Source organism: Martelella sp. (assembly GCF_984369615.1).
This window is the reverse complement of sequence record NZ_CFHTCS010000103.1, coordinates 1-12503: the sequence shown is the minus strand read 5'-3', so window position 1 is coordinate 12503 and position 12503 is coordinate 1. Positions and strand designations below refer to the sequence as shown.

The following is a 12503-nucleotide window of genomic DNA, read 5'->3' as shown; positions in this document are numbered from 1 at the left end:
CTAAACCAGAATCGGATTCTACATCAAGTATCCTCTCCAATATCTGACCTTTACTAAAATTATCATTTACATTTTCATACAGGAAATAAGCAATTGCTAAATTATCTTCTAAGCCATCAGCGCCAACCCGCATATTTTTAGTAGCCCATATTATCTGCTCATCCCAGGTTGACCTGAGTATTCTCTTTCCTTCATTTTTTAATTTATCAGACGAATTAATTTTTTCACTAAAATAAAGGCGAGCCTGAAATAAAGATTGGCCAATATCAGCATCAGTAAGGTTGACCTTATCCAAATCCCAGTCTACGTCCGCTCCAATTGCCCCCCGAAGGTCAGAACCCGTGAAGTCAAAACCATTTAAGTCCGAATTTGAAAAATCAACATACGATAAATCTGAATACCTAAAATCGACAGCTGGATCCAAACCAGCCAAGCACATAATGTCTTTGAAATTTTCAGACGCAGAGACCGCGACTTCCCTAACGTCTTTCTTTAATTCTCGCGTAACCCTATCATCAAAAAAAATACTATTCTTCATCTGAAATATTAGACTGCGAAAAAACGACATGGCCGTCATACAGTCTATCCCTATCAATTTTTGAGAGAGATTTTGTTATTAATATTTTTAATATCTTATTTTTATTATTGGAAAGCTTAGAAAAAATACCGTCCCTGTGAAAATTTATATCGATATCTCTTTGGCGGGAATATGCAGTAAGAGCCACAGCTCTCCGATTGGAACTCGAACGAGAATCACGCATTCTGCACAAAGAAATATCATTCATATACGTGCCGTTCAGGCTTCCACCTGCGGGATCGGTTATTTTCCATTGATCGTTCCCTATTGCCATTACACTTCGAGTGCTACTCTTATAAGTCTCCCGTTCGCTCTGTACCATATTCTGTTTCTGGAGCTTCATATTCTCTCGGTGTAACCCAATCCCTCCGCCATAATCTAGGGGACCAATTTTAATTTCGCCCCCTGCACCTTTTTTTACGTTGGAAATAACCTCTACGCCACTTGAACGTGTTACCTCGACCTCTTGTTCTCTTCTGTCTTCAACCAATTCCATTGCATACTTGCTAGCAGGAACGATATCGAAACCTTCGAAATCAAGTGAAATATTAATTCTCGATATACCGACGTTTATAATATCTTGATCTATTTCTATATCGTCGGAAAATGCTCCAAATTCCACTCTGAGTTCAAGCTCATCATTATTTTCGGAAGATGCCGATAGATAGCTTTTTAGCTCAACGATCTCGGGGAGTACATTTTTGTTGGTGGTTTTCATACGCAAAGGCCAAGTGATTCACGAACTGGTTAATATATGATGCACCCAGGAATTTTCGCACACAAGGCTTTATCTTTTATCGTGCTTGCAACTAGCCGCATCGACACATTAATTCTACAGGCCACTTATTGTATCATTTGCCCAGAAGGGGTAGTGATAGGTTGGAATGCGCTGGGTGCGGGAGCATGCTAAATCTTGTAGTACTGGTGCAGTAAGCTATCTGCCTCTAGAGTTCGTGCTATTCAGATAGCAATCACCCCCTCCAGACATATGAAGCGCCAGCCCTTTCCGTTCCCTTGTTCGGATCTTCGATCTTTCCGGCCAAAGCCAAAGAGCTTAGGATGCTTTCGAGCACGCGGTTGTCGAACGCGCCCCCGATACGGCGGGCTATGACAGACTTCGGCACCCGCCCCTTGCTTCGTATGATCTTCTCGACGCGGCGCACATGCTCCTGGAAATCCGATGCGACGATATATTCGTTTGCGCCCTGAACAGCATTCCTGACGCTCTCGCGCACCACATTGATGGCCCATTCGACGCTCGCCATCATTATCACGCCATCCGGTCCCAGGCGACTGAGCGCATGGACACAGGCGAGCCGAAGCGCCATTTCAGCTGCACGGCTCACAAATGGTGCCGTCTCTTCGTTCTGGTCAGCGAGAGCGAGCATCTCATCGCGAAAGGCGCTCCACGCTTCTTTTGCGGCCTCTTGCGCCCATGGCACCGGTCTGGTCTTTACGCCCTCCGGAACCCGATATGCCAGGACACCGCCATTCAGCGAACCAAAGGCGGGCTTCAGGGCATCAATCGCTTCGATGATATGCATCGGTGGTGTGCGGGCCGCGCTGCCATCGATTGAACGCAGGGCGCTGCGCCTGTCGGCTTCAATGATTAGTAGACGGTTGATCATACCGTTATCGATCGCCGATCGGCCGAGGGACGAATAGAAATCGCGATGGGTCGAGACGCCGAAGATGGAGACCGCCGGCCCTTCGATGACAGCGGCTTCGCCGGTCACGCGGCTGGTTGTTCGAAAGAAAGTGACGGGACTGGATGACCACAGCTCGAGAAGCGTGTCGATCATTGCTGTCTCATAGGTCCCTGCCCTTTTGCTACCGGCCTTGCCAAAGATCCGACGGCCCACCTCGTCAGCAACGATCAGTTGGGCTGCAACCTTCTCTACCTCTTTCTCGAGGGCAAGCGATGTCGTGATCTTGCCGGAGCGCACCAACTCTTTCAGACCGGCCTCTACTGCCAACCTGTCGATCGCCTTCATCGGCCAATCTTTGCCGATGCCGGTCTGGCCGGTGCAAATGGTGAAGAGCTGCAGACCGCCGGAGAAACCCGGCGTTTCGCGATGCCTGGAGCAAACGAGCGAGACAAAGGATATTGCCGCGGCCAAGGCAAGCTTGCGATTAGGCAGTGGCGAGGTCTCGACAATCCAGTCGGCAATGTCCTCGATCAACCCGCCCGGATGGGACCAATCGCCGCCCTCTTGCAGCCCCGTTCCGTCATCTATCACTTCGCCGGTGTCGGCATCGGTCACGGTGCCATCATGATGCTCGATCAGCCGTTGCGCTGCTTCGGCGTTCGCCCCGTCATCCGGTCGATCGATGTCCGCGATTTGCCGCGGATCCTTGGCGCCGGCTTTCAGGCCGGACAGGATTGTCTTTCGGCTCTCGGCCTGCCCCAGGCCGCAATCCTTCGCGGCATTCATCAGGAGGGCGAAGATTTCGGCCTCACCAACGTGACCGGCTCCGACAAGCTGCCCCAGCGAGAAGGCAGCCTCGTTGAGCGTGTTGTTTCGCCCGCCCTTCCCGGCTGATCGCACTCGCGTCGTCTCGGCCTCGATGGCCGCGTCGACATAAGCCTTCACCCGGCTGTCCGTTATCTCCGAGCGCTGGACGAGCATTCGCTCAGCCTGTTTTTCATCAGGCTCTTTTTCAAGGATTGCAGCCAGCCATGCGGGCAAGACCGGGATGTCTTCGAGGCTGCCCCACAGCTCATAAAAGCTGCCATCCTTGAGGACAGTACCAGGGGCAACGACATAGCCGCCGGCGCCTCGGACATTGATACCCATATCGCGCAGCTTACGTTCGCGATAGAGTGCACTATCAGCGTTGCCGAACTCTTTGCCGGGCGGCTGGCGAAAGAAATGGTGATTGCCGCGCGAGGGCGTCGCGACCAATGGCGCGCTGTCCGGATCGAAGCCGTGATCGCTCATGATCGCGCCGAAGGCCTCGACGCCATCCTTGTCGAGCTCGTGACGATCAGCATCGATGACGACCAGCCCGCATTTTGCGAGATCCATCCCGATCGCAGCATCCGGCCATCGCGACCACCAGCGACGTATGACCGCCTCATCGATCGATGACTGCTTGCGCCAGAAAACGCCTGGCATCGGCTGCTTGACCTTCTCACCGCTTGAATGGCAGGGAAAAACATAGAAGCCGGCCGCGGCCAGTTCTAACGCCGTGTCCGCGTTTCGCGTTGCATCGGTCACAGTCACAGCCCTGCCTCACGCCTGAGATTATTTTTGAGCGCATTGCGATATCCGGCGACAACGCGGCGCTTAAATTCGCAAACCTCGTCGATGGTGAGCGTGGTCAGATCGGTTTTGCCGATCTCTTCCAGAAACCAAAGCCCCTCATTGCCGCCGTCCTGCGCCGCCAGGCTTTCGATATCGCTGAACCTGTCCTGCTTCATCACCGCTGTCCTTTTCGCAATTTCGAGGCAGTCCGGGTCATCGCAAAGCCAAATGGTCGATCGACCAACGCCAACGCCGTGACCAATTTCCCGGCGCGCGCAGCACCCGCACACGCCCTCTACAAATCTGTCGGCAGGCATGGGTTACTCAGCAGCCTCTCGCATCTGGGGGAAGCTCCGGCCGACAATGTCGTAGTACTTGCCTCGCGGCTTGATGCTGATGGTCTCCGGCATGGTCAGCTCTCCCGTCCGCGCGAGAGCCTCGTCCGTGCTTTTGGGAAAGGGCGTGCCGCCGCCATGCATCGACCACCATTGGCAAGCACGCTCAAATGCTGACCGGCCATGATCGAACGCCACCCACTCTGGATACTCCATCAATCCTGCGATGAAGCCGACCCGGAGGCTATCTGGCGCACCAAGCTTTGCGTGCTTCTGAATACGCCAGTCGACGACCGGCAACATGGTTGGAGCGACCTGCTCGCTCGACAGAATGCCGACCTGGCTTTCGGCTTGCCCCTCATGCTTCGGCTTGTCCTCATGGGGCCACTCGTAGCCACAAACCTTGCAGGACCGTGCGTTGAGAGCCATCAGCTCGCAGCATTCCGGGCACTCCTTCGCGGCGACGCGATCAACGCTGACCTTTCCCTCGCCACTGCCGCCACCGGCTTTTGGCAACACGGATACCTCATCGACTGGACCATGCCGCCGAACGTTCCCCGCGAAATCGAGGATAAGGCAGTTGTCCTTGCCCGGCGATAGTCGCGTTCCGCGCCCGACAATCTGCACGTAGAGTGATGTCGAAAGCGTCGGCCGCAACATGGCAACCAGGTCGACTTGCGGCACGTCGAAACCGGTGGTCAGTACATTGGCGTTGGTGAGGCACCGGATTTCACCGGCGCGAAACCGTCGGATGATGTTGTCACGTTCACCGGACGGCGTCTCACCGCTGACAGTCTCGCATGAAAAACCTGAAGCGCGGATCGCATCCCGAACGTTCAACGCGTGTTTGACGCCGGCGCAGAACACAAGCCAAGACTTGCGGTTGGCGCCGAGGTCAGCGATCTCGGAGACCGCCTCCTGGGTTACCGCGTCGGCAGCACCTTCAAGTGAGGCAGGCACAAACTCACCGCCGCGCCGTTTGACCTCGGAAACGTCGATCCGAGCCGCAGTGGCCTTGGAGATCAATGGCGACAGGAAGCCGTCCTCGATACCTTTCGCGATCCCGTAGGAATACACGACCTGATCGAAGAGACGGGTGTCGCCTTCGTCCAGACGTCCGGTGTCTAGCCGGTAAGGCGTAGCAGTCAGACCAGCCACCCGGGCATCACGATTGATGGCGTAGAGATCATCGAGCAATCGTCGATACATGCCCTCGCCTTTGAGCGGCACCAGATGCGCCTCATCAATCAAGATGAGGTCCCGGCGCCCGAGCTGACTGGCCTTGTTGTAGACTGACTGGATCGAGGCAAAGGTAATGCGGTGGTGCACGTCTCGCCTGTTCAATCCGGCCGAATAGATCCCCGCCGGCGCGTCCGGCCACACACGCAACAACGCCATGAAATTTTGCTGAACAAGCTCTTTGACGTGAGTGAGCATCAGAACGCGAAAGGTCGGATAGTCGCGCAGCAAGTCTTGCACCATCGACGCAATAACCATGCTCTTGCCCGTGCCGGTGGCCAGATCGATCAGCGGATTACCGCCGCCCTGGACCCAGAAATTCATGACGGCCTGCTTCGCCTCGTCCTGGTAGTAGCGGAGGTTGATCATGCCGCCCTCCTTTCCGCTCCATCAATCCAAGTTTTCCCGTTGCCAAGCTCGTAGGTCACGGTTTCGCCGGACGTATCCGCGTCGACCTGCTCGCCCGGCACGAGATCCGGAATGAAAAGGTGGTTCGGGCAGCCGTTTAGCTGGTCATCGAACGACAACTCCTTTTCGTGCCGGTCGCAGTACCACTGGCCGTCATTGATGGGGGTAACGTGCAGGCAGGTCCTGCAATGTCGCGGCGGAAGCACACCGCCATGGCAGATGTCGGCGCGGCTGCACATATGCGCGCAGACGAAGAACTCGGGGCTTTCACTGATGCGCGCCGGCGCTCGGCGGGTATCGACAATCCACTCAGCCCGTACGGCCTGCGATCCGGCGTGCGCCGCGTCATACCGAATACGTTCAGCGCCAAAGTCGCCCGTGTCGCGATTGCAGAAGGCAAAGAGTGTCCGCTCAACGCCCAGCAGGTGCATGCCAAGCTGAGCACGCGCGACAACTTCCGGCCGGACGTTTTCGACACCTTGACGCTCAAGCTTTGCGAAGTCGGCAGCCTTAAGCGCCGCAACGATCAGCAGATGCCGCTTGGTTGGCGCCTCGGGCACGCCCGTGACGATCCCATCGATCGGCGAATATAGGTGACCATCGAAACCAGACGCGGCCAACATCTCGCCAGTTGCTGCATTAATTGTCTCGACCGTCATACCGGCAGCGGCCAGCCACCGAACGACAACCCCCTTCAATGCGATTGCGATATCGCCTGATCGACTGTGGTCGGGACGCATGTCGCGTCCCTGCCCGAACAGAAGGAAGTCATACCATGCTCGACGATTGCACCCAGTGCAGGCCGAGAGCGAAAGCCGCTGTTTTAGCATTTCCTCGCGCGTCGTTGCCTTGACCTTGTCTGCGGTCAGGCTCTTCGGGATTGGAAGGCTGACCATCACGCAGCCTCCGTCTCACCCAGCGCAACCATCATCTTGCGATGCAGCGCCCGCGTTTTCTCCACATCGTCGCGGCAATAGGCAGCGATGGTCTCATGTTCACCGTCGCTCCAAAGCCCGGCAACCTGCGACCCATCTATGTCGCCCTTTCCCTCGAGCCCAAAGGCGCCGCAAAGTCGATCCATCGAGATCGAGTCGTCTTTCTTGGCTCGACTTCCTACAAAGGCGGTCATCGTGTCGAAGACATCGTCGCTCCAAGGCTTCGGATCGCGCGGGAACCAGCCCGGAACCCGAACACCGAGGATAAGGCAACGCTGCCAGATAAACCGAAGGTCAAAGCCAATGACATTGTGGCCGACAATCTGAATGGTCCCATACCGCGGGAGCTGGCACGAGATCTCTTCGAAAAATGTGGTCAGCATCTCATGCTCGAGCGCGATGTCCGGGCCCAGAGAGAGACTGTCCAAGTGCTCGCCATCGAGCGCCCAACCAATGCAACAAATGTGCCCGGCAGCGCCATCGAACGAGGTCTTGGCGATTGCATCCGCCACAGCCTGCGGTTTCTGCTCTTCCTCCCATTTCTTGATGGTTTCGGCCTTCTTCATGCTGGCCGGTGGCGAGATCCTGCCGGCGATCTCGGCATAGGTTTTCGGATCCTGTGTCGGGATAGTTTCGATGTCGAGATAGAGCCGCCTGTTGCTAGGCAAAGCGATATCGTTCATTGTCTCGGTCCTTTCGAGCAATGCTGAAAACGGATTGTTTGGAGGGGTTCCGGGCGGCGCGGTTTTCGAGGCCTTATCGCCGCCCGGCCGCATCATCAGAATGGAATATCGTCGTCCAGTCCGGCGGAAGCAGGCTGCCGCGAAGGCCAAGGCGCCGAACGCTGACCAGCAGGGGCTGTCTGCGCACTCGGTCCTGGGCGTTGCGGTGACTGCCGAGCCGGCCCGCTCTGGCGCGTGCTTGCCGCTGGCTTGACCGCGGTGATTTCGTTGCGATCCGGGAATTGACCGTTTGGATCCTTCTGCACCTTCACCTTGATGGTGCACGTGATGAAATGCAGCTCCTCGCTGTCGCGAGGCGAAGTTTTTCCGGTCGCCTCACGAATGGCGGCAAACTGCGAGTTGGCGATGTTGCGGACCTTGTCGAGGTTGTTCATGTTCTCGGCCCACATGTTCAACCGCTGCCAGACCAGCCGGCCATTGTATTCGCCGCCCTCGATCTGCCAGGTCAGCTGCAAGCAGCGCCCCCGGTCGTTGTTGCGGGAGATGTCCTCAATGCCGCTTTCAATGATCTTGGCGTGATAGTCCCCGAAAGGAACCGGGTCGAAACCTGTCGACGCCTCGGCATGTTCGTCGTAATGTCCTGCGATCTGAACCATTATGCAGCCTCCTTCTGGCCTGCCGGCGCAAGGCCAACAAAGTCGGGGAAATAGGGTGCGAGAGCATCAAAGCCCGTGCCCTTGTCGTATCGGATTTCCGGCGGAATGCCGTACCGGTTCTTGGCCGTATAGGCTGGGCGGCCGACCGCATGCATCAGCGTCGTGCCGCCGCCGCCGGCGCGCGCCCGCTCCTTGTTGAAGCCCTGCTCTTCGGTCTTCACCGTCACCGGCTGCTTCAGCAGAATGATCGCATCCATCTCGCGCTCGAAGAGGCCACGAAGGTTTGAGTTGGCCTTATCGGACGAGCGGATTTCGATCTCGTAGCGGTCATAACTGACCGTCTCCGGATCATCGAACCGCTGGACCGATGAGTGAGCGATCAGCACCACGGCCATGTTTCGATCGGTGCGAAGGAAGTTGATACCGTCGATGAACTCCTGGGCGACGCGCATGGCATAGACATAGCCCTTGCCATAACCGAAGTCCTCGATGTTGGCTTTCGCATTGCCCTTGTCGTCGCCGCGCGCGCATGTTTCGGCGTAGATCAGCCGCTGCATCTCGGTAACGCTGTCGATCACGACGGTATTGAAACCGTGATCTTCCTGGTAGAGCGCGCCAAGCGCATCCATCACGTCGCCGAAGTTGTCGAGCTTGCCAAAGCTGGTCAGTTCGACATCGCCCGGCGTGCCGTCTTCGATCTGCAGAAAGACCGCGTTCGGAAACTCGCTCGCAAGCGTCGTCTTTCCGATGCCCGGTGGGCCATAGATCAGAACACGCGGAGCTTTGTCAGCCCTGACCGTCCTGAGATTGTTGAGGGAAATCGCCATTGATTTCATTCTCCTGTTCTGGCGCTCTGACAATCCACGCGCCGCTCGCGCCATCCTGCGACGGGTAGAAGTCCAGCGTCATTCGCTGGATCGGGTAAATCTGCACGTGGGCCATGCCGTTTGCCTTCGGCGCCCAGGTGATCGTGTGAGCTGTGACGAACCGGTCATCGTCGATGATCCCAGACATGACGATGGCGTCCTCAGCGGCCTTGAGCCGGTTCGAGATGTCAGCCTGCAGTGAACTGCGCTCCACCGCCCAGACCATGGTGACGTAGCCGCCTATCTTCGCGACCTTCTGCCGGCGAATAGCGGCGACGGCCATCAGGCAGAAATCTTGGTAGGCCTTGGTTTTGACCCGCCCGACACCTTTGACGTTTTTGAAGAGATGGTTCGTGCTTGGAGGCATCGGAATCGAAAAACTGACTGGCGCCAAATGCTTCTCACGCTCGCCTTCGGTAGACGGCCCTGCCACGGAACCATCGGAAAGAAAGCAGGCAGCGGTGGAGGCAATGTCTGGCGCTGGCGTTTTCATGACTACACCCGCCCCATGGTCGTGAAGAGCGTGCGCATAAACTTGTCGAAGTCCTTGAGTATCCTGCGACGTTCGGCCTCATCAACGCGGCCATCATCGGCCAGCGCCTCGTGCATGCGGGTGTGGAAGGAGGAGAAGGCGACGCTGATTTGAGAGATATCGGCAAAGCCGAGGCTGTGATCGTCAACCGGACTGGCATTGCGCACCAGCCGGAAGCCCTGAGCAGCGGCAAGCGCGGTGGCGATGATCGGCGACCCGGCCTCGACATCGGCCTCGAGAGCCACATCAACCGGTATGAATGCGTCCTGATGTTCGTCCGATGCCAGTCCGTATTTTGATAGCTGACTTTCGGAAACTCGGGTCACATGCGCAAAGCTGTCGCCGCCACCGGCAGATTTCACGGCGCGGCGGGTGGCAGCCTTCAGCTTTTGTCTGTCATCGTCGGAAATAGCGCGCACGAAATCCTCCCTGCACTTCAAGGAAATCTTTTTCGAAAAATCTTCGGTGAACGGCGAAAACCTCGCCGCTATGGTGACATCATCGAAACCCGGTCAAGGAGAGCGACATGCCAGATAAGACATCATTCGGCAGCCTCAAGCGGTTCAGACTGCCTGCCCTCAGGCACGAGGTCGTCGGGAATGAAATCCGCGCCGGTCAGGGAAATCCCAACGCAAAAGGCGGCATCCACAAGTCTTGCCCAGTAGCGCTCTGGAATACGTCCGCGCGTTTTCCAGCCCTGGACCGTCGTGACAGGAACACCAGTGCCGTGCTCGGAGAGCGCACGCGCCGTGGCAGTCAGCCCGCCAAAGCGGGCAATTACCTTTTCCGCTGTGTTCATAAAGCACCTCGCTTTGATCATCTTCGTCACAATGTACGTTTTAAACGTATTATTGTCAACGTGGAAAACGTATACGCATTATGCGTAAGGTCGAAAAATGACCAAAACTAAGCTCAATGTCACCGCGAGATTCAAAGAGCTACGCGAACGTGCAGGCTTATCTCTTGCCGCTCTCGCGAAAGCGATGGGGTATCGCAATAGCTCCAGCATTCAGCGCTACGAGAACCCTGATCTGTACACTAAAGAGTTCCTTTCAGCAGACATTGCAAAGAAGCTTGCGCAGGCTGTTGTTGGCCGCGGTCAGCCGCCGATTACTGAAGAGGATGTTTGGTCACTTGCGCGACCTGAGACGCTCTCGACACGTCCTCGACTGATAGCGTCTTTTGACCCCGACAACTCGTCAGAAACGGGCGAGACGGCGCTAGGCTTCACGCGTGAGCACTGGAAGCCATCGGAGCAAGGCGCGATTCCGGAAATTGATGCTAAGTTGGGCGCCGGAAATGGCCAGAATGGTGAAGTAATCAATATTCCGCTACGCGATCAGTCGATTTCAGGCCACAAAGTCATAGCAGAATGGCACTTCCCACCAGAATATCTACACAATGAAGTTAAGGTTAGCTCCAATGGCGCGATCATCATGGAAGTTGTCGGAGACTCAATGCAACCGACATATATGCCTGGCGATCGAGTAATTGTGGACCTCCACCAAAACACCCTCACATCTGATACTGTTTATGCGATCTCTGATGGCTTTGCCGAACCGCAGATAAAGAGAATTCAACGCATTCCATTCACCGACCCAACCGAAGTGCGGATCATTTCAGATAACCCGGCGCTTGAGACTTTTACCGTTGAGCTCTCTAGGCTTACCATCATTGGGCGGATCTGCGGCCACCTTGCCCGAAAATGACCAAAGAGTGAGAAGGGCGCCGGATGCTTCGCTTCAGGCGGCTGGGTCCACATACTTCAAATGAAACCGTTGTAAGCACATCTGCTTATCTCAATGATGGCATCAACTGAATTCCGCGCACGTTTTTAGCGTTCACGTGGTTGCATTATACGTTTTAAACGTATATTTTCTTCTCGTCAGACTACCTTGGTCTGAAATCTGCTGCGGCCGTTGGGCCTATAGCGGCAGCTCCAATGGGAAGGAAGCACGATGGAAGAAATCCCACTCGAACAGCTATGGCATTCGATAAACGCCATGGGGGGCACAGTCCGCCACGATGACATCGTCGGCAACGCGCGCATGGCCTTGCTCTATGATGTTATGCGAACCCTCGAAGCTGCTGGTATCAATGACGGCAAGGTAGACGCGCGCGCCGGCGGTATCCGCATCATTTGCCTGAAAGGCACATCGATCGCCGTTCCTGAAGAGGAGGCGGCTTGATGCATCCCCTTCCCTACTCGCTTCGCACCGCCTCTTGGCTTGGCTTCGTCATCGGCCTTTGCACAGGCATTGGCTTGACTGCCATACTCGCCGTTTCGATCATGGGAGGGTGAGATGTCCGCTGGAAGAACGGGCCCAGGAGCATCGGATCTGAATGAGGGGCTTTTGAGTGCGGACACGGCGGCACGCTACCTCGGCATCTCGAAAAAGCAGCTCACACACTTGACGCAGAGCGGGAGCCTGCGCTGGATAAACATCGGCCTCGGCACGAAGCGACCGACACGACGCTACACCAAGGCCGATCTCGATGATTTCATCGATATGAGGAGGCGCGAGTGTCAGTCTATAAGCGGCCAGGAGAAAGCGCATACTCCTACGACTTCATCCTCAGGGGTCGTCGATTTTCGGGCAAAACTGGCGCAACTTCGAAGCGGGACGCAAAGCGCGTCGAAGACTCGATCAAAGAAACAATACGCGCCGAACTGATCGCGGCCGAGAACCGGCCTGCCGATCGCATGACCTTCGAAGAGGCATCATCGCGGTGGTGGACAGAGATCGGCCAGCACCACAAGAATGTCGAGACCACGCTCCACGTCCTAGCCTGGCTGAACGACGCTGTCGGACCGAAGACAGATCTTGCGAAAATTGATGACGCCAAGATTGCGGCCGTTGTCGCACGGCGCCGCGGCGAGCACATCAAGGGCGATGACAAGCGTCCACTCGTTTCCGCCGCAACTGTCAACCGAACCTGCACCCAGCCGCTTCGCGAAATCATGCTGCGCGCCAGAAACGTCTGGAAGGTGAAGACGGCCGATTTCGATTTCGGGCAGCATAT

At 56.2% G+C, this 12503-nt stretch carries 14 protein-coding genes and 2 pseudogenes; 4 read left to right on the top strand and 12 right to left on the bottom strand.

Features of this window, described 5'->3' with window-relative positions; genetic code table 11:
- The 12 genes from AC5DC2_RS10520 to AC5DC2_RS10465 form a co-directional block, all read right to left on the bottom strand.
- The coding region (locus AC5DC2_RS10520) for a pentapeptide repeat-containing protein (protein ID WP_491698440.1) at positions 1 to 538 on the bottom strand (538 nt) is incomplete at its 3' end.
- A complete protein-coding gene (locus AC5DC2_RS10515) occupies positions 528 to 1295 on the bottom strand; it encodes a hypothetical protein (protein ID WP_491698439.1) in 768 nt (255 codons plus the stop codon). The genes AC5DC2_RS10515 and AC5DC2_RS10520, both read right to left, overlap by 11 nt.
- 253 nt (positions 1296 to 1548) lie before the next feature.
- Positions 1549 to 3804, bottom strand: a complete 2256-nt coding sequence (locus AC5DC2_RS10510) for a bifunctional DNA primase/polymerase (RefSeq protein ID WP_491698438.1) — start codon at positions 3802 to 3804, stop codon at positions 1549 to 1551.
- The gene (locus AC5DC2_RS10505) at positions 3801 to 4142 is read right to left on the bottom strand and encodes a hypothetical protein (RefSeq protein ID WP_491698437.1); all 342 of its coding nucleotides are present in this window, start codon (positions 4140 to 4142) and stop codon (positions 3801 to 3803) included. The genes AC5DC2_RS10510 and AC5DC2_RS10505 overlap by 4 nt, the downstream gene beginning before the upstream one ends.
- 3 nt (positions 4143 to 4145) lie before the next feature.
- Positions 4146 to 5768: a DEAD/DEAH box helicase gene (locus AC5DC2_RS10500; protein WP_491698436.1), complete on the bottom strand. Its 1623-nt coding sequence runs from the start codon at positions 5766 to 5768 to the stop codon at positions 4146 to 4148.
- Positions 5765 to 6703 carry a hypothetical protein gene (locus tag AC5DC2_RS10495; protein WP_491698435.1) on the bottom strand — a complete coding sequence of 313 codons (939 nt, stop codon included), beginning with the start codon at positions 6701 to 6703 and terminating at the stop codon, positions 5765 to 5767. Before AC5DC2_RS10495 ends, AC5DC2_RS10500 begins: the two co-directional genes overlap by 4 nt.
- A complete protein-coding gene (locus AC5DC2_RS10490) occupies positions 6703 to 7425 on the bottom strand; it encodes a 3'-5' exonuclease family protein (RefSeq protein WP_491698434.1) in 723 nt (240 codons plus the stop codon). The genes AC5DC2_RS10495 and AC5DC2_RS10490 overlap by 1 nt, the downstream gene beginning before the upstream one ends.
- Positions 7426 to 7520: 95 nt before the next feature.
- Positions 7521 to 8081, bottom strand: coding sequence for a DUF669 domain-containing protein (locus AC5DC2_RS10485; protein ID WP_491698433.1), 561 nt, complete (start codon positions 8079 to 8081; stop codon positions 7521 to 7523).
- Positions 8081 to 8908, bottom strand: coding sequence for an ATP-binding protein (locus AC5DC2_RS10480; protein ID WP_491698432.1), 828 nt, complete (start codon positions 8906 to 8908; stop codon positions 8081 to 8083). Before AC5DC2_RS10480 ends, AC5DC2_RS10485 begins: the two co-directional genes overlap by 1 nt.
- Entirely contained in the window at positions 8868 to 9440 is a 573-nt protein-coding gene (locus AC5DC2_RS10475; RefSeq protein WP_491698431.1) for a RusA family crossover junction endodeoxyribonuclease, read from the bottom strand. Before AC5DC2_RS10475 ends, AC5DC2_RS10480 begins: the two co-directional genes overlap by 41 nt.
- A 2-nt stretch (positions 9441 to 9442) precedes the next feature.
- On the bottom strand, positions 9443 to 9898 hold the full coding sequence (locus tag AC5DC2_RS10470) for a hypothetical protein (RefSeq protein WP_200337226.1): 456 nt from the start codon (positions 9896 to 9898) through the stop codon (positions 9443 to 9445).
- Between the two features lie 122 nt (positions 9899 to 10020).
- Positions 10021 to 10278: a carph-isopro domain-containing protein gene (locus AC5DC2_RS10465; protein ID WP_491698430.1), complete on the bottom strand. Its 258-nt coding sequence runs from the start codon at positions 10276 to 10278 to the stop codon at positions 10021 to 10023.
- Positions 10279 to 10375: 97 nt separating this feature from the next.
- On the opposite strand from AC5DC2_RS10465, the gene AC5DC2_RS10460 reads away from it, so the two are divergent.
- From AC5DC2_RS10460 to AC5DC2_RS10445, 4 genes and pseudogenes are all read left to right on the top strand, one after another.
- Positions 10376 to 11188: a LexA family transcriptional regulator gene (locus AC5DC2_RS10460; protein ID WP_491698429.1), complete on the top strand. Its 813-nt coding sequence runs from the start codon at positions 10376 to 10378 to the stop codon at positions 11186 to 11188.
- A gap of 249 nt (positions 11189 to 11437) precedes the next feature.
- The gene (locus tag AC5DC2_RS10455) at positions 11438 to 11668 is read left to right on the top strand and encodes a hypothetical protein (protein ID WP_491698428.1); all 231 of its coding nucleotides are present in this window, start codon (positions 11438 to 11440) and stop codon (positions 11666 to 11668) included.
- 114 nt (positions 11669 to 11782) lie between these two features.
- A pseudogene (locus AC5DC2_RS10450) lies at positions 11783 to 11983 on the top strand (helix-turn-helix domain-containing protein); the annotation flags it as partial.
- A gap of 20 nt (positions 11984 to 12003) precedes the next feature.
- Positions 12004 to 12503, top strand: a pseudogene (locus AC5DC2_RS10445) (hypothetical protein); the annotation flags it as partial.